The 22,624-nt window shown below is 36.9% G+C and carries 23 protein-coding genes and 1 other annotated feature; of the genes, 2 read left to right on the top strand and 21 right to left on the bottom strand.

From position 1 onward, the window contains the following. Positions 1-818: 818 nt before the first annotated feature. From trpA to MKX96_RS10135, 8 genes are all read right to left on the bottom strand, one after another. Positions 819-1,607, bottom strand: coding sequence for a tryptophan synthase subunit alpha (trpA, locus tag MKX96_RS10170; RefSeq protein ID WP_340883464.1), 789 nt, complete (start codon positions 1,605-1,607; stop codon positions 819-821). Then, entirely contained in the window at positions 1,600-2,793 is a 1,194-nt protein-coding gene (gene trpB, locus MKX96_RS10165; protein WP_445678185.1) for a tryptophan synthase subunit beta, read from the bottom strand. Before trpB ends, trpA begins: the two co-directional genes overlap by 8 nt. A gap of 2 nt (positions 2,794-2,795) precedes the next feature. Beyond that, positions 2,796-3,410, bottom strand: coding sequence for a phosphoribosylanthranilate isomerase (locus MKX96_RS10160; RefSeq protein WP_340883461.1), 615 nt, complete (start codon positions 3,408-3,410; stop codon positions 2,796-2,798). Then, the gene (trpC, locus tag MKX96_RS10155; RefSeq protein WP_340883460.1) at positions 3,407-4,198 is read right to left on the bottom strand and encodes an indole-3-glycerol phosphate synthase TrpC; all 792 of its coding nucleotides are present in this window, start codon (positions 4,196-4,198) and stop codon (positions 3,407-3,409) included. The genes MKX96_RS10160 and trpC overlap by 4 nt, the downstream gene beginning before the upstream one ends. After that, entirely contained in the window at positions 4,195-5,223 is a 1,029-nt protein-coding gene (gene trpD, locus MKX96_RS10150) for an anthranilate phosphoribosyltransferase (RefSeq protein ID WP_340883459.1), read from the bottom strand. Before trpD ends, trpC begins: the two co-directional genes overlap by 4 nt. A 68-nt stretch (positions 5,224-5,291) precedes the next feature. Continuing rightward, positions 5,292-5,508: a binding site (T-box leader), on the bottom strand. Positions 5,509-5,638: 130 nt separating this feature from the next. Next, positions 5,639-7,660, bottom strand: a complete 2,022-nt coding sequence (locus tag MKX96_RS10145; RefSeq protein WP_340883458.1) for a right-handed parallel beta-helix repeat-containing protein — start codon at positions 7,658-7,660, stop codon at positions 5,639-5,641. A gap of 380 nt (positions 7,661-8,040) precedes the next feature. Further along, positions 8,041-8,796: a class I SAM-dependent methyltransferase gene (locus tag MKX96_RS10140; RefSeq protein WP_340883457.1), complete on the bottom strand. Its 756-nt coding sequence runs from the start codon at positions 8,794-8,796 to the stop codon at positions 8,041-8,043. A 66-nt stretch (positions 8,797-8,862) separates the two neighbouring features. Further along, positions 8,863-9,699 carry an alpha/beta fold hydrolase gene (locus MKX96_RS10135; RefSeq protein ID WP_340883456.1) on the bottom strand — a complete coding sequence of 279 codons (837 nt, stop codon included), beginning with the start codon at positions 9,697-9,699 and terminating at the stop codon, positions 8,863-8,865. 632 nt (positions 9,700-10,331) lie between these two features. Between MKX96_RS10135 and MKX96_RS10130 the strand changes: the two genes are divergently transcribed. Next, the gene (locus MKX96_RS10130; RefSeq protein WP_340883455.1) at positions 10,332-10,487 is read left to right on the top strand and encodes a hypothetical protein; all 156 of its coding nucleotides are present in this window, start codon (positions 10,332-10,334) and stop codon (positions 10,485-10,487) included. Positions 10,488-10,597: 110 nt separating this feature from the next. Further along, positions 10,598-10,813 carry a hypothetical protein gene (locus MKX96_RS10125; RefSeq protein WP_169358300.1) on the top strand — a complete coding sequence of 72 codons (216 nt, stop codon included), beginning with the start codon at positions 10,598-10,600 and terminating at the stop codon, positions 10,811-10,813. A 237-nt stretch (positions 10,814-11,050) separates the two neighbouring features. Here the strand turns inward: MKX96_RS10125 and MKX96_RS10120 are convergent, their stop codons facing one another. The 13 genes from MKX96_RS10120 to MKX96_RS10060 all read right to left on the bottom strand — a co-directional run bounded on the left by MKX96_RS10120 (position 11,051) and on the right by MKX96_RS10060 (position 22,053). Then, complete coding sequence (locus tag MKX96_RS10120; RefSeq protein WP_340883454.1) at positions 11,051-12,247, bottom strand: MFS transporter; 1,197 nt, start codon at positions 12,245-12,247, stop codon at positions 11,051-11,053. A 23-nt stretch (positions 12,248-12,270) separates the two neighbouring features. Next, positions 12,271-12,852 (bottom strand): TetR family transcriptional regulator, encoded by a 582-nt coding sequence (locus tag MKX96_RS10115; RefSeq protein ID WP_169358298.1) that lies wholly within the window; start codon positions 12,850-12,852, stop codon positions 12,271-12,273. Positions 12,853-12,967: 115 nt separating this feature from the next. Beyond that, positions 12,968-14,011 (bottom strand): LCP family protein, encoded by a 1,044-nt coding sequence (locus MKX96_RS10110; RefSeq protein ID WP_240949564.1) that lies wholly within the window; start codon positions 14,009-14,011, stop codon positions 12,968-12,970. A gap of 116 nt (positions 14,012-14,127) precedes the next feature. Continuing rightward, positions 14,128-14,571 carry an NUDIX domain-containing protein gene (locus MKX96_RS10105; protein WP_169358297.1) on the bottom strand — a complete coding sequence of 148 codons (444 nt, stop codon included), beginning with the start codon at positions 14,569-14,571 and terminating at the stop codon, positions 14,128-14,130. Then, entirely contained in the window at positions 14,558-15,106 is a 549-nt protein-coding gene (locus MKX96_RS10100) for a histidine phosphatase family protein (protein ID WP_169358296.1), read from the bottom strand. Before MKX96_RS10100 ends, MKX96_RS10105 begins: the two co-directional genes overlap by 14 nt. Positions 15,107-15,127: 21 nt before the next feature. Then, positions 15,128-15,745 carry an NUDIX hydrolase N-terminal domain-containing protein gene (locus MKX96_RS10095; RefSeq protein WP_169358295.1) on the bottom strand — a complete coding sequence of 206 codons (618 nt, stop codon included), beginning with the start codon at positions 15,743-15,745 and terminating at the stop codon, positions 15,128-15,130. A gap of 514 nt (positions 15,746-16,259) precedes the next feature. Further along, positions 16,260-16,796, bottom strand: a complete 537-nt coding sequence (locus MKX96_RS10090; protein ID WP_205963950.1) for a PadR family transcriptional regulator — start codon at positions 16,794-16,796, stop codon at positions 16,260-16,262. Positions 16,797-16,863: 67 nt separating this feature from the next. Next, complete coding sequence (locus MKX96_RS10085; protein WP_169358294.1) at positions 16,864-17,604, bottom strand: ABC transporter permease; 741 nt, start codon at positions 17,602-17,604, stop codon at positions 16,864-16,866. Further along, a complete protein-coding gene (locus MKX96_RS10080) occupies positions 17,598-18,308 on the bottom strand; it encodes an ABC transporter ATP-binding protein (protein ID WP_169358293.1) in 711 nt (236 codons plus the stop codon). The genes MKX96_RS10085 and MKX96_RS10080 overlap by 7 nt, the downstream gene beginning before the upstream one ends. A gap of 138 nt (positions 18,309-18,446) precedes the next feature. Continuing rightward, a complete protein-coding gene (locus MKX96_RS10075) occupies positions 18,447-19,520 on the bottom strand; it encodes a metallophosphoesterase (RefSeq protein WP_340883449.1) in 1,074 nt (357 codons plus the stop codon). A 41-nt stretch (positions 19,521-19,561) separates the two neighbouring features. Beyond that, positions 19,562-20,101, bottom strand: coding sequence for a GNAT family N-acetyltransferase (locus MKX96_RS10070; protein ID WP_169358291.1), 540 nt, complete (start codon positions 20,099-20,101; stop codon positions 19,562-19,564). Positions 20,102-20,185: 84 nt separating this feature from the next. Further along, entirely contained in the window at positions 20,186-20,605 is a 420-nt protein-coding gene (locus MKX96_RS10065; RefSeq protein ID WP_340883448.1) for a universal stress protein, read from the bottom strand. 14 nt (positions 20,606-20,619) lie between these two features. Next, positions 20,620-22,053, bottom strand: a complete 1,434-nt coding sequence (locus MKX96_RS10060; RefSeq protein WP_340885978.1) for a SulP family inorganic anion transporter — start codon at positions 22,051-22,053, stop codon at positions 20,620-20,622. Between the last annotated feature and the right edge of the window lie 571 nt (positions 22,054-22,624).

Below are 22,624 nucleotides of genomic sequence, written 5' to 3'. Positions count from 1 at the left end.
TACTAAAAAATAAGTTGCTTTTTTAAAAGAGGCTGGGACAAAAGTTCCCTTAAAATAAAGCATTGTTGTTTTCCGTTCCAGCGGACGCTTTCCGGGGGCACGGCTTCAATCTCCTCGTCGCTTTGCTCCTGCGGGGCTTTCAGCTCGCGCTGTTCCCCCAGGAGTCGCCGCCTCCTCTCCAAACAAACATAAAAGAGAACTTTTTATTAAAAAAACATTGTTAAAGCTATTAGTTGATTTTGATTAAAAATTTCTTTTTTATAGTGACTGTAAACATTACAAAAGTGACAATTCAAAGAACTATTAAAAGCATAAATAGATTATGAAATGTGGTGTGAGTCTATTTCCAAGCTTTGTTTATGCGAGTAATTTTATAGATCTTTATCGCTGTATAAAAGCCGTTTCCATTATTGATTGGAGTGCCAGACGGCGACTCCGGCGGGATGAGTGAGACAGATAAGTCATCACAACCACGCGCGTAAGCGATGGGTGATGGCTTATCGCTCACCCCGCGGAAAGCTTCCGGCTGGTGCGGAAATCAATTCTACTTTCTAATTTAAAGATTTATTTGCTTCATAAATCAACCCTATCTTTTTATATAGCCTAAAAAAATAAGTTACCTTAAAAAAAATAAAGAAGTGAAATCACGTTGTTATTTCACTTCTTTTAATTTATTTACCAGTTATGTCCCAACCTCTTTTAATTTTTGGATTAGTTATCTAGTTATGATCCAGTTCTTACATATATTTTGGATTAAGCTTAGACTAGCAATCCAATATAATACAGATCGCATTGCGTAATATCATTAACTTTGTTTTTTAAGAGATTACTTTATTTTTGGAAGCATTTATTAAGCTACTAATTAGCTCTAAATCTTGTTCTCTAAATGCCTCTACAATTGCACTTCCCACGATTACCCCATCAGCCATGCCATTCATTTTTTCTACTTGCTCTGGAGTAGATATCCCAAACCCAACCATCACAGGTAGATTACTCAGCTCTTTAATGGTATGTAGGTACTCATCTAAGTCCTTATTCATTCCTTCCCGTGCACCTGTTATACCATTAACGGTGATCGCATATATAAATCCTTCTCCCGCACGCACTATTTTGGCTATTCGCTCTTTAGGGCTGGTCAGCGAAATTAGCGGTACTATTGCTAAATCTGTTTCTTTTAAGGCCTCTCTTAAGACCTCACTTTCCTCATAAGGTAAATCAGGTACTATTATCCCTGCAATGCCTAGACGCTCACAATCCTCTGCAAAATTCCTTAGTCCGTAACTTAATAAGGGATTGAAATACGTCATCAGCACCAATGGAACATCAACCTCTTCATAAAACTCTTCTAGCTTAGCTAGAATGTTCGACAAAGTGGCTCCGTTTTGGAGAGCTCTTTCTCCTGCTTGCTGAATGGTAGGTCCATCCGCCACCGGATCTGAAAATGGTATGCCTAATTCAATAGCAGTGGCACCCGCCGCTTGGAGAAATAGAATTCTATCCTTCAGCTGATCAAGACCGCCATCTCCTGCCATAATATAAGGGATGAAAGCTTTATGTCCATTACGTAAGCAATTAACTATTGCCTGTTCCAGATTCTTTTTAGTCATGATTCATCCCTCCCAATGCATCTCTGACAGTATGAACGTCTTTGTCACCGCGACCAGAAAGACAAATGACGATTGTTTGTTCAGGACTCATTTCCTTTGCAAGCTTAGCTGCATAGTAGATGGCATGTGCACTCTCTAGAGCTGGAATGATTCCTTCTGTCTTCGCAAGTAATTTTAATCCATCTAATGCCTCTAAATCTGTCACGGAAAGATAGTTGACCCTGCCAATGTCATGTAAATAACTATGCTCTGGACCGACCGCAGGATAATCTAAACCTGCGGATATTGAATGAGCCTCCTGTATAAATCCATTATCATCCTGCAGAATGTACATATAGGCTCCATGCAATACACCTTCCTTAGCCCCAGCTATTGCAGCAGCGTGTTTTCCAGTTTCAATTCCCTCTCCTGCTGCCTCCACTCCGTATAAATTTACATCTATATCGTCTATAAAAGGATGAAACATTCCAATCGCATTACTTCCTCCCCCGACACAGGCGACGATGGCTTCAGGTAGTTTGCCTTCCTTTTCTAATATTTGTTTTCTAGTTTCTACACCAATTACTCGTTGAAAGTCACGTACTATTCTAGGAAATGGATGTGGTCCAAGAGCAGAACCTAATATATAGTGAGTGTCTTCCACATGTGCGACCCAGTATCTGAGAGCTTCATTCACAGCATCTTTTAAGGTTCCAGATCCTTGATCGACTGATACTACCTTTGCACCTAGCAGCTCCATGCGAAAAACATTTAGCTGCTGTCTACGAACATCTTCTTTACCCATAAAGACGATACACTCTAGATTAAATAATGCACAAACGGTAGCGGTCGCAACTCCATGCTGACCTGCTCCAGTTTCTGCTACAATTTTCTTCTTGCCCATCCGAACGGCCAGGAGCGCTTGCCCGATCGTATTGTTTATCTTGTGGGCACCTGTATGGTTTAAATCCTCGCGCTTCAATAAAATCCTTGCTCCGCCTACTTCCTTTGTGAGACGTTCTGCAAAGTAGAGAGGTGTCTCTCTTCCTACATAATCTTTCAGGTAATAATTTACCTCCTCTATAAAGGTTGAATCCTGAATTGCCAAATCGTATGCCTTTTCTAATTCTATTAGTGCCGTCATTAATGTTTCCGGCACATATTGGCCACCGAAGCGACCATACCTTCCAGCTTTTGTTTGTACCATGCTCATCTCTCCTCATCTTTGACCGTTCGTATGAATTCACGTATCAATTGCTCATCTTTTCTATTACTTATCTCTACTCCACTCGAAACATCTACCATATAGGGCTTTACTCGATCAATTGCTTCTCTAACATTCGATTTATTTAACCCACCAGCAAGAATAATCCGGTTGGTAGAGATGCTATGACCCCTTAATAATTGCCAATCAAACGTCATTCCGCTGCCTCCTTTAAAATCTGTACCAGGGGCATCAAATAACAAGTAATCTGTATCAAACCTTTTCGCTGTCTCCATGTCACTTTTATCTCGGATTGATATCGCTTTAATACATGCAGTTTTAATATCGTTAAAAAAGTCTGGCTCCTCTTCGCCATGTAGCTGTATAACATCTAAAGGAACCTCTAAAATAGCTCGCTCCAGTTCTTCCTGATCCGGATTGACAAAGACTCCTATTTTTAAAACATCTGCTGGAACTATTTTCGCTAGGTCATGCGCCTGGGCTACTGTAATTCTCCTTTTGCTAGGTGCAAAGACAAAGCCTATGGCATCGGCGCCGGCTTCTACTGCTGCAAGGACGTGACTTTTCTCCATCAACCCACATATCTTCACCTTAGTCATAGGACAACCACTTCCCGTTCAACTTGTAAGCTACGGATAGACTGCTGCACCTCACCGCTTCTCATTAAGGCTTCCCCTACTAGTACTGCACTAGCACCATAGCCCGCAACTCTTTTGGCATCCTCTGTAGTCCATATACCGCTTTCACTAATTAACACCCGTCTCTCTTGAAATGGAAAACGCTTTGCCAATTCAGCGGTATTAGTTAAATGAACTTCAAATGAATGTAAGTCTCTGTTATTCACTCCAATAAGTTTTGCATCTAATTGAAGTGCTACATCAAGCTCTTGGGCGTTATGAACTTCCACTAGCACCTCTAGACCATTTGACACTGCATATGCATATAAATCTTTTAACTTTTCCTTTGAAAGTGCTGCGACAATGAGAAGAATGACAGATGCACCAGCACTTTTAGCAAAATCAATTTGTATTTCGTGTATGATAAAGTCCTTGCACAAAATCGGTATGTCTACTGTATCTGCTACAGTCATTAAATCTTCAAAACTACCTTGAAAGAAAGGAGTATCGGTTAAAACGGATATGCAGGCAGCCCCAGAATTTTGGTAGAGAAAAGCTTGGTGAGCAGGGTCAACCATGCCTTGAATTAAACCCTTGGAAGGGGATGCTCGTTTAATCTCTGCAATGACTTGGAGCTGCTTGTTCTTATATAAAAGCTCAAAAAGAGAAGATCTTTTAATATCTTTTTTAGATATCGGTAGCTTTTTTTGCATCAACTGATTAACAAAGCTCTCTTTTTCTTTAAGAATTTTTTCGAGAATCGTAGTCATAGTATTACCTCCTGCGCTGCAGAGGAGCTATAGGCGATAACCGCCTCCAATTTATCAAAAGCTTTGCCAGAGAGAATGCTGTCTTTAGCTAGTTTTACACCCTCAGGTATATTATTAACAACTCCATTGGCAAAAAGACCGATACCTGCGTTAAATATAACGCTATCAAAATAAGCATCTTGCTTACCGTTAAGCAAGTTCCGCATTATAATGGCATTTTCCTGAGCAGTTCCTCCTTGTACAGCTGAGGCTGGATATGTGGTTAGGCCGACATCCTCAGGAGAAAGGGTGAAAGGGATCAAGTCCCCCTTTTCTACTAACACGAAAGAATTACTCCCTGCTAGGGAAGCCTCATCCATACCTCCTGTCCCGCAAACTACAATTGCTCGTTCTCTTCCAAGCATATGTAGTACCTTCCCATATTCCATCGTAAAGTCTGGCCGGTTAATGCCGGTGTATTGACTGATGAGTGGAACTGGGTTTGTAAGTGGACCAACCAGATTAAAGATAGTTGGTTTACCTATTTGCTGCCTTACTAGTCCGATTCTTCTTAGTTTCGGATGTACGTTTGGTGCATATAAAAATGTAATGCCTTCATTTTTTAATATATTTAAAGAATCTTGTATATCAATCATAGATTCTATTCCCAGTGCCTCTAATACATCTGTACTTCCAGATGCACTGGAGATTTTTCGATTCCCGTGCTTAGCTACCTTTACACCCGCACCTGCCATAACAAACGCTGAAGCCGTACTAATATTAAAGCTATTAGATCCGTCACCTCCAGTTCCGCAATTATCCATATAATTTCCGGAAGGTATATCTAGCTTGACTGCTAAAGATTTAATTACCGTAGCAAGAGCTGCTACTTCGTTTGCCGTTTCTCCTTTTTTAGATAAAGCAATCAAAAATTCCTGTATCAAGTTTAAATCTGTGCTTTCCTCAAAAATAATTCTGGAAGCTTCCTTCATTTCCTCGAATGATAAATGCTCTTTCTTATTAACCTTTTCAATATACTCTCTCATCTAATCTCTCCTCGTCTCATCTCAGCTAAATAAAAAAATCCTCTCCATAGGAATATAAAAATTCCCATGAAGAGGACGATGTTAACCGCGTTGCCACCTCTAGTTGGAGTATATATACTCCCCCTTTGTTCCTTATAACGTAGGAAATACGTCTACCTCTAAAACAAAAATGTTATCAAGGTAGCTCTGATAAGTCCATTCACATCAGTTGCAAATCAGTTCACACCTACCACTGACTCTCTTGATTGCATCACTGATGCTACTTCTCTTATTTAAACAATTTCTCAGCTATACTCATCTCGACTCGTCTGTTCTATTGGCGACATTGCTCTCAATGCCTTCTGCCTTTACCCGAACATAAAAGTTATTGTCTATGTTAATAGGAATACTTTAAATTGTCAAACTATTTTTGCGCCTAAATAATAATTTCAATTTCAAGACCACCATGTGTCAAACTTGCAAAAGGTATATGATTCGACTCTTTGTCGGGCTTTATGCCAATAATGATACTTTTTTGAGATATTTGATGGCTGTAAATATAATTGATGAATTGCTCGGAAGCAGTTAGCCCCTTTTCTCCTGTTTGGGAAACCTTCACCATTGGCTGAATCCCAGGAGAGGTATTTCGAAGCTTAACCTCTAGTCCCTTTTCATTGCTTTCTATGATTGAAATATAAGATTGTCCGCTTTTAAATTGCACGGCACCATTCCCGTTATTTGCATTGATATTAAAGACAATTGAATGACCCTGAAGAGGCTGAAATGCAGCATTTCCTCCAAACAATGTGTTGTGTGCTACCACCCCTGTTGTTTCTGCATCCAAAGGTATTCCTTCTGGGCCCATTTTGACCGTATTTCCAACTGCTCCTACGTCCTTACAGTTCCATAATCTTAAACCGTAAAGAGTCAATGGATTCTGTGTTTTAATCGTGTTACCTAGAACAGAGCCTTCCTCCAAATTTCGAACTAAAATCCCCCCAGCTATTTGTGGATGATTTACATCGATCACGTTATTAGAAATATTACCAGCAAAGTTTGGCTGTGTAGCAATCGAATATCCAACATACATTACATATGGCTCAAAAGTGGTGTTAGCTACGTCTAATTCTTGTGGTGTTCCATGAACGATATTTCCCTCGATAATCAGTCGATCAAATGCCCCAGCAAAAATCACACCTTCTGTACCAAAACAATTCTTTATATGATTATTTGAGATTATCGTATTCATTTCTTGGTTTTCTCTTGATTCTCTTTGTACACCTCCAACATATATCGCTCCAAGTGGATTTTTAGCATATCCGCAATCTTCAATTTTATTATTTGCAACAATGCAGTCTTTCGTAAACTGATCGACATTTGTCCATTTATAGAACACACCACCGACCATGGAGTCCGAGATTAAATTATCAGTTGCGATTAAGCCACCTGCAGCATGTCCATCGATCGCTTTACGTTTATTTCCCCTTAAGGTGCATCCGGTCACTAAAAGGTCGTTTGCCTTAGGAAACATAGTCCCAAGAGCATTTATTCCATAACCCGGGTCGACATACGTATGCAGCTTAGAGGCATTCGGATGCCCTGCTCGATCGCTTATACAATTGATCACTCGTGGTCTCTCCACAGCAGAAAAAACAAAATTACTTGAGTAATTGTCATGGGCATTACATTCTAGGAAAGTAATGTCTTTATTATCCTCGTATTGTAAATCAGTTGGTAAATAGTCTCCCAGATGACCAACTGCAAAACCTGAAAAGTTAAATCCACTGCTCTCACACGACTTAAAAAGAACGTTTTTGCAGCCACGATGCACTAATACTCCGCTGCCGACATTCCCGATGAACCCACCACCAAATATTCCAAAAGGTTTTCCATCATTTCTTGCGCGCTCGCTTGTATCAAAGCTATTATTTTTACGATAGTTCCAAAAACCAGACGTGGGATACCCTCCAGCTTTCGTTCCTTTTTCCCCATATCCTGTTACTGGATCTATGCCTGGGAATTCCCCATACCCTTCAAATGTGATCCCCTCGATTACACAGTCCTCACATTGCTGAAGCTCTAAAATTCCTTGGGCATGTGTCCTTGTAAACAACACTGCACCGTAGCCAACTAAATGCACTCTTTTTTTCCCTCTAAGGAGCAGGCATGGCTGGTCATTATTGGGAAAATCCTTTAGTTTGTTGTTTTTTTCTAGCCAATAACGCCCTGGTGGGAGAATTAACGTGTCTCCATCTCTAGCGTGATCAAAAGCAAGCTGGATTAATTCTTGAATCATTGTCCGTCCGGTTGTGTCGGCCTTAATCGTTTTAGCTGTACCACCATCCATTTCATCTAACATTTCAAAATTACGTGTTATTCCTTGAACGAAATCCTTTGAAAGTTTGTCTTCAATGTTAGTTGGAATATAATATTTTTTCTTGGGTGTATAATTAGTCATTTTTATATCTCCCCTTTTAAATTATTTTTTACAGGCTAATTCCTTAACAATGTTCTTTTCCTCCCCCCCTTATGTTCTTATAAAACGATTAACCCCCTACACACGGGATTAGTATTTTACTAATTCGATGTGTAGGGGGTTATTTCCTTTACTATGTATGGCAGAAACGACATTTCAGTAAAAAAGGCTAGTCCAAAATATGCTAATTTACCTACAATTAATTGTTGAAGTAGGATTATTTTTTTATATGTAAAGTAGAATTGATTTACGCTCATATCTCGGACGCTTTCCGTGGCTGATGGCTTTTTTGTTTCAAGCAATGTTAAAGTTAGGTTTTTAGCATATAAACTATCATGACATTCCATGCACAATTTTCGAATTCATTCGTTTTTCACCACTAATATAAAGCGATGTTGTAGACTTTCTATATATCCTTGACTTTCCTTCATTTTCTCTAATTCTATTAATCGCTCCAGACAGGAGTCGACTGTAAATCCTGGAAATTCCCAATCTATAATTTTTGCATAGTACACAATTGCTCCGACATCCCTAAATTTCAACGAAGGATATGATTCGTTTTTATATAGAAGAGAAAATCCTTCAGCTATAAACTTTTGGGCTTCGTTCTCGAGAAAAAAATTAGGATATAGAGACTTGAAGTTAGGGATTAAATTGTTAGAAAGCCACTCATTATCCCTTCCCCCTACCTGCTGGGTTATAAAGATGCCTTCTTTTTTAAGAACTCTTCGAACTTCCTTCAAATTATAGGATTCATGGCGATTAATAATAACATCAAAGGTTTGGTCCTCAAAAGGTAATAGATTGTCATCAAACACCTGCTTAACACGTATCCCTAATGGCTCCAAAGTCTCCTTGCATAAATTTATATTGGGTTCCCACCCTTCTGTAATGGATGTATTTTCATAGGGATGACCTAAGGTGAGCAGGAACTCACCTCCACCTGTTCCCATATCTAGAAGAGAATGCTCATTAGATAAGTATTGATCTATAATTTTTCGATAATCCCATGGTGTCGCTTGCTCTTCCCAACGGTTTTTTAAATGAGAAAAATCCCATCCTTTAAAGCTTTTCGCTTCTTCCATTAGCCACTCTTCTTTTAGTCTTATTATATTCATCTAGACCATACTCCTAAATTTATTTGCTAATAAAAATGTCTTATGATATTTCAAGTGGAGAGCTATCTAATCAAGTGTTTGGATCACGAATTTATGAAATTTTTCTGCTTCCTCAGAATATGGAAAGTGATTACTTTCGTTAAAAGAAACAAACGTTGAATTAGGCAATAATTGAGCTATCTCTTCTCCATACTTGTATGGACATTGTGTATCAAATCTACCAGCATAAATGTACGCAGGTATAGAGACACTTTTCAATTCTTCTCGAATATCATATGTAGCACATTCTACTTTTCTAAAATAATCAAGCCTTGGTCCCACTGTCTTTCCACTGTTAGGTGTCTTTAAGGCTTCCTTTAAGTTCTCCTCTTTATGATAAGACATCAAAGTCCATTCATAGCTTATGTTTTGGCGAATTTCGATTGGAGTTTGTACATCGTTTAGTAAATCCATTATTTCTATTATTCTTTTAAAATTAGCGTTTTGTTGATTATAAATACTTTCTTCATCCTGACTATAAGCAACACTAGCAGAAGCTCCACCTGCTACTATTTTGTCTAATGACTTCTGAGCTAATGTAGCATATTTTAAAGCAAGCATGCCCCCTGTGGAATGTCCACCAAATGCCCATGTATCTATATTCAAGGCTATCCGTATTGCCTCTAAATCTAATACCGATTCGTCCATGCTGTATTCTGATATTTCTTTAGCCGGAACTGAATTTCCAGCACCTCTAAGATTTATCAAATACACATGGTAATGCTCAGTAAATGGATTAGCAAAATGATTTCCTCTACGATCGAATGCACTATAAAGGTGAGTAATAGCCATAGGTGGTCCAGATCCTTTCTCAAATAATTCAAATGTACCTCTAGTCGTCTCAATAAAACCTTGCGTCCACATACAATGCCCCCTATTTTCGATACTGCTAATATCCTACTTTTGTAAATCATACATTTCAGCCTTCTACCAAAGCTATAAGAATAGCCATAAAAAGAAATATCAAAATGACTACGATGCAAAATTAATTCAAGGTAGACACCCTTATGGAAGATCCTATATTAGTATTCCATATCAGAATAGTTAACTCCTTTAAATTGAAATAACTACTCCTAATATTTTGTAAAAACATGAACAATAACAGAGAGAATAATATTTCTTTGAAATGTAAAGTAGAATTAATAGGCTATGTTATGACAAGTGGACTAATTTTCGATTGAACGCTTAACCATATATGTTGATTATGCGGCGACGCTGGTTAGTTTAATAACAATAAACGAAACTTTAACTGAAAATTAACGACTTATTGGGAAAAGGAGGAAAAGCGTATTAGAATAAAATACTTTTTCTTTTCATTAATAGCTATTGCTATCTTATCGGGTTGCACTAACGATTCATCAGCTATTAGTAACAATTCATCGGAGAAAGAAACTACTGAAGAGCCTGAAATTAGCGAACCTACTCCACTGCAATGGATAAATTATGGTGGTGAGAAGTATGTTTTTAAAAGGATTATTCCTAAAGATGAAGTGGATATGAGTCAAATTGTCCCAACAAACACATTAACAGCATTAGGAGATGGTGCTGAATCTGGGAATGAAATTTTTCTTTATAAGAAAGACGGTAGTTTATTCATAATAGATAACACAGGACCTACTAACCAATGGGTTAATTTCACTAAAAATAATTAAAAGGAGCTACGTTTCTTGTTGAAATAACGGTGTGCTTTACTTCGAGAAGGAAATATTTATTTGGAATCTATTCATGTTGACTTTCGTATATAATCCGAGGGGGAATTTCTTTGAAAAATACAAAGTTAAGAATCGCATGGATTATACCTAATGTATTTTGTTACTTAATGCTATTTGGATTATCCATTTGGACAGTGGCAAACGGCGAAGGCTTACTAGAAATCAATAGACTTTCGATTTACGTTATAATTATGCTTTTACTTTTCTTAGCATCAGTGTTCGGAAGTTACCAAAATCGGACATGGATAAAAGAAGGTAAAATATAAAAAGGTCTTATCAAGCTAGAGGGTTCGTTAATCAAAATAATATTAAAGTAAAATGAGCCTAGAAAAAATATCCTAGTTCATTTTTTATGTGTATTTAAAATCAACCTTTACCTGTAACCTAGTCAATTGATATTAGCACAGGTTCCGGTCTCTTCCCGTTCTATGAAATACATCCCTGCAAAAAAGAAGTATTGCTAAACGTTTCCGTTGCAATACTTCTTAATAGTTTTAATTTATTTATAAACTAGTTTCCCATTGCTTATCCTTCCAATAAACAGTGATCACAAGCCCCACCAACATAACAAGTCCAGCAAACAGGTAAGGATAATGAATATTCACATCGAAAAGAATACCTCCGAGAGCTGGTCCGACAATATTACCTAGACTCGTATAGGTGGAATTCATCCCCGCAACAAATCCTTGCTCTTTTCCTCCCGCTCTTGATAAAAATGTCGTTAAAGCAGGACGCAGTAAATCAAATGCTAGAAAAATAAAACTTGTGACTAATAGTACCATGAGGAAGCTTGTAACCATTGTAGAAACAAACGCTAATAAGACCCCAACTATTAAACAGATTTGTATTAACTTTTTTTCTCCTAGCCAATCGACAAGCTTGCCAAACATAAATATTTGCACGACTACACCGAATATCGAGCTGATAGTTATAATGAGAGCAATGTCCTTTGGAGTGAAGCCAAATTTATGATCAGAAAATAAACTGAACACAGTTTCGTAGGCAGACAATCCGAATGCTAACACAAATATAATAATGAAGGCTATGAAGTACATTGGTTTAAATGATTTCTTCAAATCGCCTATAAAATTGGTTTGCTTACTATTAGCGGATATTTCTGCAAGCTCTTCTTTAGAGAGTGGTTCCTTTAGGATAAATAAAGAGGTGATACAAGCAATAAATGCTATACCTGCTGCAAAGTAAAAAGGTACTCTTATGCCAAATTCAGCTAAAAACCCTCCGATTCCTGGTCCAATGATAAAACCAGTACTAATAGCTGCTGAAATATAGCCCATCGCCTTTGGACGTTCCTTTATCGTAGTTATATCTGCTATATAAGCAGTTACACCAGGCATGATAAAGGCTGCACTAACCCCACCCAATGCTCTTGATAAGTAAAGCACCCAGACATTTGTTCCAGCTCCAAAAATAAGCTCGGAAATAGCAAATAATAATAGTCCTAGAGTAATCATTTTCTTACGGCCGATTTGATCAACCCATCGACCTGCAAAGGGGGAGGTTATCAATTGGGCAACTGCAAATACCGCAACTAGATACCCCATTGTACTTCCTGTAAGATTCATGATATTCATAAATGATGGCATAACAGGAATCACTAAGCCTACTCCTAAAAAAGCAATAAATATATTGCTAAGAAGTATAATAACTACGGATTTTTGTTCTTTTAATGGTTTGTTCATCCTACGCACTTCTTTCTTTAACTTTAATGATTAGATATACCACGACAAAATACCTTCCAGGAGGCATCTAGTCTCTCTGATAAACGCTTCTCATCGTTGTTATAGACAAGTTCAAGCATCATCGAATCTATCATGCTTAAAAAAGCATATGTCAAAATCAATGCTGACTCACCGTCAACTAGCTTTGCATCTATCCATTGTTGAAATTTTTCTTCTAATACAGCTTGTACTTGTTTCTCTATATCAAGTACATCTTCTTCGATATCTTTAGCTAAGTGCGCTGGAGGAAAAAATGACATCCTTAGCCAAAATTTTAAATGCTCGTCTTTTTGAAAAAGATTAATAACCATTTTTAAGAAGCCATATAAATCCTTTAAAGGATCTTCAGCATCAAGAGGACGAAAATAATGAAGCTTTGTGTTCAGCTCGATTTGCTTGGCATCTCTTAAGACTTGAAGAAAAAGGTCATCTTTTCCTTTAAAGTGTGCATATATGGACTGTTTTTTCATACCCACTTCTTTAGCAATTTGAGATAATGAGGCTCCTTCATATCCATGAATCGTAAAATACTTGAGAGCAGCTTCTTTTAATTCTATATGTTTCACACCTATCGCTCCTTTTAACGAACGTTCGTCAGTTATAATATCAAATGTTCACTTAGGAAGCAAACAATTTATCTCAAAATAAAAAACGTGTCCGGAGATGGTACCCGGACACGTTTTATTTACCTATTGATAAATCCTTTACTTCTTCTACATCTGCTTTATATGTAGTACTAACTAGATTGGATTTTAGCTGCTCCCCGACTTTACTAAGTGAGTCTTCTTCTGGAACAAAATACCAAAGGTCCAGTCCTGCTTCTTTACTGTAGATCATTTTACCACTGCCATCTAACTGTAGATGCTCAATAGGACTGTTTTTAAATTTTTGATACATTTTGGCTAGTTTTAAATAATCTGAAGACGGGATATTCGTTTTGACATTATCCCCTACATCCTCTATTAAATCATCAATTTTAGTAATCATGCCCACATTGGTCATCTTGTTTAATAATGATTCGATAACTTGCTGTTGCCGTTCATTACGGCCCTTATCTCCCTCAGGATCTTTTTTTCGCATTCGTACATACGCCAGTGCCTCGTCACCTTCTAAAAACATAGGACCTTCCGTAAAAGTTTTCCACTCAAAGTTAGCGAGTTGAATTTTAAATGTAAAAGGTACATTTACCTCAACGCCTCCTATGGTATCGACTATATCTTGGAAGCCCTGAAAGTCAGTGGAGACATAATAATCGATAGGTATACCTAGCATGGTCTCTATTGCTTCTGATACCCAATCAATTCCCCCGTTTGCATAAGCATGGTTAATCTTATCTTCCCTGTCTAATCCTTCGATATGAACTAACGTATCTCTAGGGATGCTAACCATAGAAATTTTGTTTGTAGACGGATTAACAGTTGCTACAATTAGCATATCTGAACGACCATATTTTTCCGTCTTTCCTCGCTCAACGCCTGTTAAAAGAATAGTAAAAGGTGAGTCATCCGCCTTTGCTACTAGCTCATTCTTAATCGAAGTGTCTTTAAGGTCTTTTTCCAATGGCACAAACATTTTATTGTTTGCATGCTTGGCTTCCCAGGATAAATTAATCGCGAAGAAAATTATAGCCGAAGTCAATGCCATTAAACTAATTAATACTATATTTTTAATCTTTCTCTTTTTTGAAGAAGATTTCTTCTTCAACCTGCTTTGAGAATTTCCCATCCGTTCTTTTCTCCCTTGAACAACAATATATGTATTTGCTTTATTATAAAATCGCTCACTTTTTCTAAATTATACCATTTTGGATTAAAATTACAAGTTGAGGTAACTTCTATATTTTAACCTACTTTAATTTGTTCTGTTAGTGTTCTTAACTGTTCTGCTTGAGTAATATTCCGTTTAAGGTAATCTGGAAACTCTTCCCCATTTAAGATTTCTTCCGTGGTCATCCATATTACTTCATCTAATTCTTCTTTGCATTTCACGTATGGTTCCCCAAAGAAGTGGTCACAAACGAAGACAATATCTACAACAGGTTTTCCTGTATCTGATATAAAGGTCGAGCTATTCACATATTGAAGATTTGTTACTTCAATGCCTACCTCTTCATCAATCTCTCGAATTAGCGTTCTTTCGAAAATATCACTTGAATTCCCTTCTTGATCTACCTGACCACCAACAAGAGCCAGGCCTCCCGCACCATGCTCCTCCTGCTCACTTCGTTTCACTAGAAGCCACTTTCCTTCTTTATATATAGCACCCTCCACATTAACGATGAACATGTAACTCCTCCTTAAAGGTATAGACTTTGAACTCTCCATTATTTGAGGAATAGCGTAAGATATTTTTATCTTTCGGTATACCTTCAAAATAAGCACCTATACAACCTGTCGTACAACGGTGCCCAGAGATGAGTATATTTCCTTGAAACTTGTTGTATGTCTTTTCTAGGTGAAACATGAAATCAAATACTCGTGTAACATATATAGTGATATCTTCCACACCCTTATAAATAGTTGGATCAGGTATCGCACCTGCCAGCTTCACTTCTTCTTTTTTTACTCTGTCTGCCCCACCCAAATCAAAAACATCTAGCCTGGAATCTATGGTAGCTGTTCTACCCGTTACAATTTCTGCAGTTTGTATTGCTCTTTCCTGAGGGGAAGAAAAAACTAAGTGAAAAGGAACTTCTTTTAAAAGTTTTCTTACGTATTCAGCTTGCTGTTTTCCTTTTTCATTTAACGGGAGGCCGTTTCTACCTTGTAAGCGACCTTCCTTGTTTAAATCTGTTTCTCCGTGTCGTACTACATATATCATCGGCTCATGTACCTCCATACGTTAATCGAAGATCGTTTCTTTATCTGGATTAATGAGAAATTCAAACATAGTCTTAATCTGAGATTCTGTATTTCTGTTAGTAGATAGTGTAGGTAAGTTAGTTGGAGAAAAGAATTGAACATGATTTGTCTCCACTCCGCTAGCAGGTGCCCCTCCAGTAATTTCACAACGAATAAAAATTTTATAGTAATGGTAAGCCTCAGGTGGATGGGGATGCTTGTCCTTATCCATTAATGCAAGCAATTTTACTGGCCTTACTTCATAACCAGATTCCTCTTTTATTTCCTTTACGATATTTTCCGCTGCTGATAATCCGATATCACAAAAACCACCCGGTAATGACCATTTGTTGTCCAGGCTTTCACGAACCATTAAAATTTGATTGTCCTTAAAAACTACCCCACGCACGTCTACTTTTGGGGTTTGATATCCCTTATCTGTAGCAAATAAATCACTTACCTTTTGAAATTCTAAACCCGTTTGCTCCGTCAAAATTTCAACACTTATGGCTCTTAACTCTTCATATCGCTCGATATCGTATATATCCTTTGAAAAAGCCAATCCAGATTGTGATAATGCTTGTATTCGTTTGGCCCACTCCAACCATTTTTGGCTCACTATTAAACACTCCTATTTCCTATTAATTCATACTTTTTTAGAGTTAAACTCATTGTAGAATTTTTAAGTTTTTAATACACATTTTTAAAATTAAATCTGAATGATGATAGGTTAGTCTTCTTTTTATGTGGAAAATCTACGAGTTTATGAGACATATCTAGATTCTTAGGGACTTTTTCTAAGTTTATGGATTACTAGTCCTCTTTAATAGCAAAACGCTCATTGATTGTAGAGACAGGCGGCGACTCCTAGGGGAACAGCACGTGAGAGACTACAGGCTCGAGCCGTGCCCAAATAAAGCGCCTGCGTGAGAGCGGAAAACTGTGATTTATCATTCTACTTCATAACCTTCTTTTCCCTTTTCTACAACAGGCGGAGCATGTTATACCGTAATTCTGTTGTAAACAAAATAATCAAAAAACTTATAATTAATATATCATCTAACTAGTTATAAATATATATAAATTAAAAAAACTACCAACAATCTGAGGGATTGTAGTAGTTTTTCATGTAATTATTTATTTTCCAGTTCAAAGATGTTAATTAATTTCTTCAGCAATTGTATTTGTAAATCGTATTGACTATACATATTTTCAAAAATGAGCTCTGTAACTTCATCAATTTTCATATGTTCTTTTTTTATTTGGATACCTTTCTTTTGCATCTCTAATTCTTTTTCCAGTATTGTTGTTTGTTTATAAAATGCTTCTAACACATCTTCTCTTGGAAGGTTTTGTATAAAGCTTAATGCAGTATATAGATTGCTTGGCAGGTTTACTGATAGTTCTTCTAATGTATCTTTCAATAATTTCTGAAATTCTCTTACGCCATTCTCGGTTATCTTATATATTGCTTTACTTCTATTCCCAGTCTGTTCAATTGCCTCAACCTCAACTAGCTGTTCCTTCTCCATTTTCTTAAGAGCGTGATAAATAGAGCCAGCTAATATACCTGCCCAACGATCTGCTTCACTAATTTGAAGAGTTTGTTGAATTTCATAACCACTCATTGGCTTCGTTTTTAATAGTCCTAATACCATCAATCTTGTCATAATAATGTTTCTCCCCAATTTAAAATAAACAACATTGAGTATTATTATAGCACAAGACAATAAATGTTTAGTTTGAAAAAACCTTATACTCTGTTTTAAGTTTTTCCTCCCACTTGAAAGTAGCTGTTGCTAGTAGTACGCTGATCAACATGTAAAGCAATAATATTAACATAGCAGATCCCATTTGGAGTATTGCTTCCTCCATCCCTGCATTTAATCCTTTTACATAGTGATTAAATGGTGATAACTTACTTAGAAATTGAATCCATCCTGGTGCATTGCTTAAGGAATAAAACGCTTCACTAAACAATATAAATGGAATTTGGAACAAATTTGAAATCATATTAATGTGCCCCTCATTATTAGCCAGGTTAGCGATTAGAAAGCCGATGCTAGTAAAACAGAGTGTTGCAACTGTAACTAAAAGTATAGTTCCTACTATTAGTGAAAAACTTAATGATATCTGAAATAACAAGACTCCGAAAGTCCAGACAGCCATATTCAACCCTACACCCAAAGCTGTTCTGGCAAGCACCATAGAAATGATAAAGTGTGCAATTGGTAAGGGAGATATTTTGAGCATTTTATAAACACCTTTATTCCTTTGATAGAGGACTTGAAAAGCAACTCCTTGCATCCCCCAAAATATAGTTCCAATTGCAGTCACACCTGTTAATATACGTTCATCCATATTATCCATGTAAATGCTCAAACCAATCATCACTACTAGTGGAAATAGAAGAGAATAAAATACGGTAATCTTATCACGTAGAGAGCTAATAATCATAGAGCGAAAGATAGTTAACATTCAACTCCCTCCTTAGACACCAATTTTATATAAAGGCTCTCTAAATTTGTTACTTCATGTTCAGCTATCAGTATTTTGGGCTCACCCTCACAAATAATTTTCCCTTTATTAATAAATATAATTCTATCTGCTATGTGGCCTACCTCTTCCATGTCATGAGAGGTAAATACAACTGTTCTTCCTTCATTATTCACTTGGCGAATCAAGGCTTGTATTTCCTTTCTAGAAATTGGATCTAATGCTGCTGTTGGTTCATCTAAAAAAACTAACTTAGGTTGATGAATTAGAGTAATGGCAATTGCTAGACGTTTTTGCTGTCCACCGGAGAGCTTGGAGGCTTCAGTATTAGCACTCTCCGTTAATCTACATTTTAAAAGTATATCGTTCAGTTCATACTTGTTTACATTCCTTTTGTAAAAGGCTCCAAATAGCTTTAAGTTTTCTGAGACAGAGAGCCCTGGGAAAAAGGAGCTTGCTTGTAGTTGAACTCCTATATTTTCTTTAAAATCCTCCAAGAAATATTGTATGGTCCCTCCATCTCTTTCCTTTAATCCTATTAGTAACTCTAAGCAAGTAGACTTTCCTGCCCCATTCGGGCCGATAACACCTAATATTTCGTTATCTTTAATTTCCAGATTAATACCCTTAACAATGTGTCGATTACCATATTTCTTTTCTAAATTTGTAGCTTGTAAATACAGCATTACATCACTCCTTCTCCCTTTATACTCAACATTGACTATTCAACGTTAATTAAAATTTATAGTAGCGCTAGATAATTGTCAATACAAAAATAAAAAGGTACGGAATTTTCACCATACCTTTGAAAAACATTAAAATATTCAACGTTCAATCCATCCTATTTCCCCATTTTCATTTTTAACAAGGAGATATCCTTCACATGTGTCATCAACTACCCAAACCTTTTCTCCTCGCTTTACCGAAAGGAAGGTAGTGCTTACATCTGTTTTACATAGGATGGAATCATTTTTTTCTATAATATATTCATTTTTAATCCATTGTTCTGTTCCTAGGATGACATTTTTACATCGTGTAAAAAATGCCCCCCTTTTCATTATTTTTAATTCATAATTAGGATAAGTGACTGTACCAGTTCTGTTTAAGCCAGCCTTATGATCATGTTCTATTATTATGTAATGATTAAGACTGTCCACAAATGTATAGGAATATGTTCCGTCCTGAATGATTAAAGCATTCAACTGACCGTCTTGTTTTAGTTGGTTCCCACCATCAATGGCTATTATATTCTTCTCTAAATCTACCAAAGGGTTATGGGAGCTTACAGCGGTTGCTCCGTAGTTAATCACTGGCCAATGACCAACAATTACTGGCTTACCTGCCTGATGTGATTTATCTAGAAAAGAGGAGGTATATAAAGCAGTTTTTTCGTCTGTTTGCTTCCAATCTGTTTTAGGATCAATTCCTGCATGAATGATGATAAAATCATCGGTTTCATAAGCGACCGGTAGAGCTTCTAGCCAATCAATTATGTCTTGAAAATGTGCTTTATAATACGTTGACAAGTGTTTTACGCTATTAAATTCCTCAACACGCTTGTTATTCTGTGCAAGCATCTCATTTAAAATAGATTTTCGACTTTTCATGTAAGGAATTATTCCTTCACTTTCTTGAAAAACGTACCGATGAACAACGTCACAATTACCTTTGACAATAAAAACGTTGCTTGAGCTCTTTTGAAGCGAGCGGACAAATTCCACAACCTCTAAGCTGTTATCTCCTTTTTCGCATAAGTCCCCATTAATAAATAGATAATCATCCAGCTGGTAATTCACTCTGTCTAATAACTTTTTAAATAGCTGTAAGTTTGCATGGATATCCGAGATCACTATTACTCTTTTGCCAGGCTCTAAACTAATTTTTTTTATATCTATCATTTTCGTTGTCTCCTATAAAACGCTAATTACATAATACCCTCTTAATCCTCTTGATTTATAATCGCTAGAATGAGATGGTCCTGCCATTTACCGTTTATTTGTACATTTTCTTTAGCAATCCCTTCTTTATGAAAGCCTGCTTTTTCCAACACTTTTATTGAAGGTGTATTGTGAGGCATAACTCCAGCCTCAATTCTATGTAATTTTAATGTTTCAAAGCCATAAGCAACAGCCATCTTAACTGCTTCCGTCATGTAGCCCTTCCCATTTTGCTGGTCGTCTAAGGTGTAACCAATCATACAACTTTGAGCTGGACCTCGAGAGATATGTGATAGGGCAACATTGCCAATTAATTCATCTGTTTTGGATAAAAAGATGCCGAACGCATACAATGTATCATTTGTTGCACCTGTTATCCCATTTTCAATGCGTTCCTTTATTTTTTCATATGTGTAAAAATCTGGCTCTCTTAAAACTGAATAGTGCTTGAAAAATTCCTTGTTTCTTATTTCTAAGTCCAGTGCCGCTTCTGTATCTTTCATTTGAAGAAGACGAATATATATTCTTTCTTGAGTGCCCATCAGTAACCTCCTCTATTTTATTAAATTATATGAAAATTCCACCAAAAATAAAAGCCCTGTTATAAACAGGACTTTAACATGAATTTACTTAACTACTAAAGCTGGGCATTGAACTCGTTTTATTACCTTATGACTGACGCTTCCTAAAACCATTTCTTGTAGGGAATTTAAACCCCTGCTGCCTATAACTAAAAGGTCCACATGGTTGTCATTAGCAAATTTCACAATCTCAGGACCGGGGTTTCCATGCAGTATATTGACTTTATAGCAAATTTCCGATTCCTTTAAAAGCAGCTCTACATTTTGCATTTTCTTTCGACGTTCTAATTCTAAAACCTCTGTAGAGCTAGCATGCAGTACCTCTGTCTTTGCCTTTTCAAAATCTGCCACATAAACTATTTCCACCAAACATTGCTTATTTAAAGAAGCAATTTTGATTGTCTCCTTTGCTGCGCGAACGGCATTTTCGGAGCCATCTGCTGCTAAAACAATATGGTTATACATGGTAGTGATTCCCCCTAATGTGTTGATAGACCATCAATTTGAGCAATCATCTTTTTACTATAAGAATCTAAGCCGATTACTTCTACTTGAAGTCCTCGCTCATTTAGTAAATTCTTTACTTTACATAATGCTCCTACCCCCGAATCATCCCAGATTCTACTATTAGTAAAATCAATTTGTATCTTATCTGATAGTGTAGTTGACTTTTTAAAGTAATCTACAAAACCATCAGTAGAAGCAAAGAATAGCTGCCCTTCTACAATATACCGCTGATCCTGTTCAAGTATTTTCAGCGTAGACATTTTAACTACGAAGAAAACAGCACTTAAAATGACACCTGATATCACACCTTTGGAAAGATCATGTGTATAGACAACTATAATAACAGTTGTTAACATGACGACTGCATCTGTTCTTGGTGCCTTTACTAAATACTTAAAAGAATTCCAGTCGAACGTACCGATACATACCATAATCATAATACCAACCAACACTGGCATTGGTATTTTAACGACTAGGTCACCTAAAACAATAATTAAGAATATAAGAAACAAACCGGCTACTAGGGTAGAAAGTCGCCCTCTTCCCCCCGATTTAACATTAATCACAGATTGACCAATCATGGCACAACCTGCCATTCCTCCAAAGAAGCCATTTACAAAGTTAGCAATACCTTGTCCTCTGGCTTCCTTATTTTTATCACTTTCGGTTGCGGTCATATCATCTAGTATTTGTGACGTAAGCAACGATTCTACTAGTCCTACTATTGCAAGCGCAATGGAATAAGGAAAGATGATTTGTAATGTTTCCATATTAAATGGAACATCCGGAAGCAAGAATGAAGGTAAGGTTTGAGATATATTTCCTAAATCACCAATTGTATTTAAATCTAATCCACCGTATATAGCCACGACTGTCAAAGTGACAATGGCAATTAGAGGTGCTGGTATTACTTTTATAAATCGTGGCAATGTATACACCAGGATAAGCGTAATCCCTACAAAAATATATGTCATCGTTGAAATGCCAATGAAATGTGGGACCTGAGCCATAAATATCAAAATTGCCAACGAATTAACAAAACCGATCATGACCGCATTAGGAATATACTTCATCAACTTGGCAATCTTGAATATCCCGAATAGAATTTGAATAATACCTGTTAAAATAGTAGCGGCCAATAAGTAGTCTAATCCGTGTTCTTTAACTAGTGGTACCATTACAAGTGCCATTGCTCCAGTTGCTGCGGAAATCATACCAGGTCGCCCACCAACAAATGCGATGATTACAGCAATACAGAACGAAGCATATAGTCCAACCATCGGGTCGACTCCTGCTATGATTGAAAAAGCGATGGCTTCTGGAATAAGGGCTAGGGCTACTACTATTCCCGACAAAATGTCGCCCCGTATATTTCCAAACCATTGTTGTTTTAAACTTTCCATGATAATCTCCTTCAAAAAAATTCTTCGATTATCATATCACCTTCTTTCCCATAAGGGAACCTTTGCTCTTAAAGACGCTAGTTACTTGCTGAAGAGTACAAGCATATTGTAGTTAAAGCTATAAGACCTATCCAAAATATTTATATCTAGATATAGATATAAAAGAATGAAAGAGCAACATACGAATATGAGTGTAATTTTGTTGTTTTATATATTAATATTTTAGGCTATGTTAAAGAGTAGGGTTGATTTATGAGGCAAAGAAATCTATAAATCAGAAAGTAGAATTGATTTCCGCACCAGCCGGACGCTTTCCTCGGGGTGAGCGATAAGCCATCACCCATCGCTTACGCGCATGGTTGTGATGTCTTATCTGTCTCACTCATCCCGTAGGAGTCGCCGTCTGGGGCTCCAATCAATAAATAGAAACATCTTTAATGCATTATATAAATTGCTTATAAATTTACTCGCATAAACAAAGCCGAAAAACTGTACCCAATCCCAATTTCATCATCTATTTATAATCTTAATAATCATTTGAATGTGTATTTATATTTATCTAAACTAAATAATA

The organism is Psychrobacillus sp. FSL W7-1493, assembly GCF_038004905.1.
Classification (GTDB): Bacteria; Bacillota; Bacilli; order Bacillales_A; family Planococcaceae; genus Psychrobacillus.
This window is presented reverse-complemented; position numbering and strand designations above follow the sequence as displayed.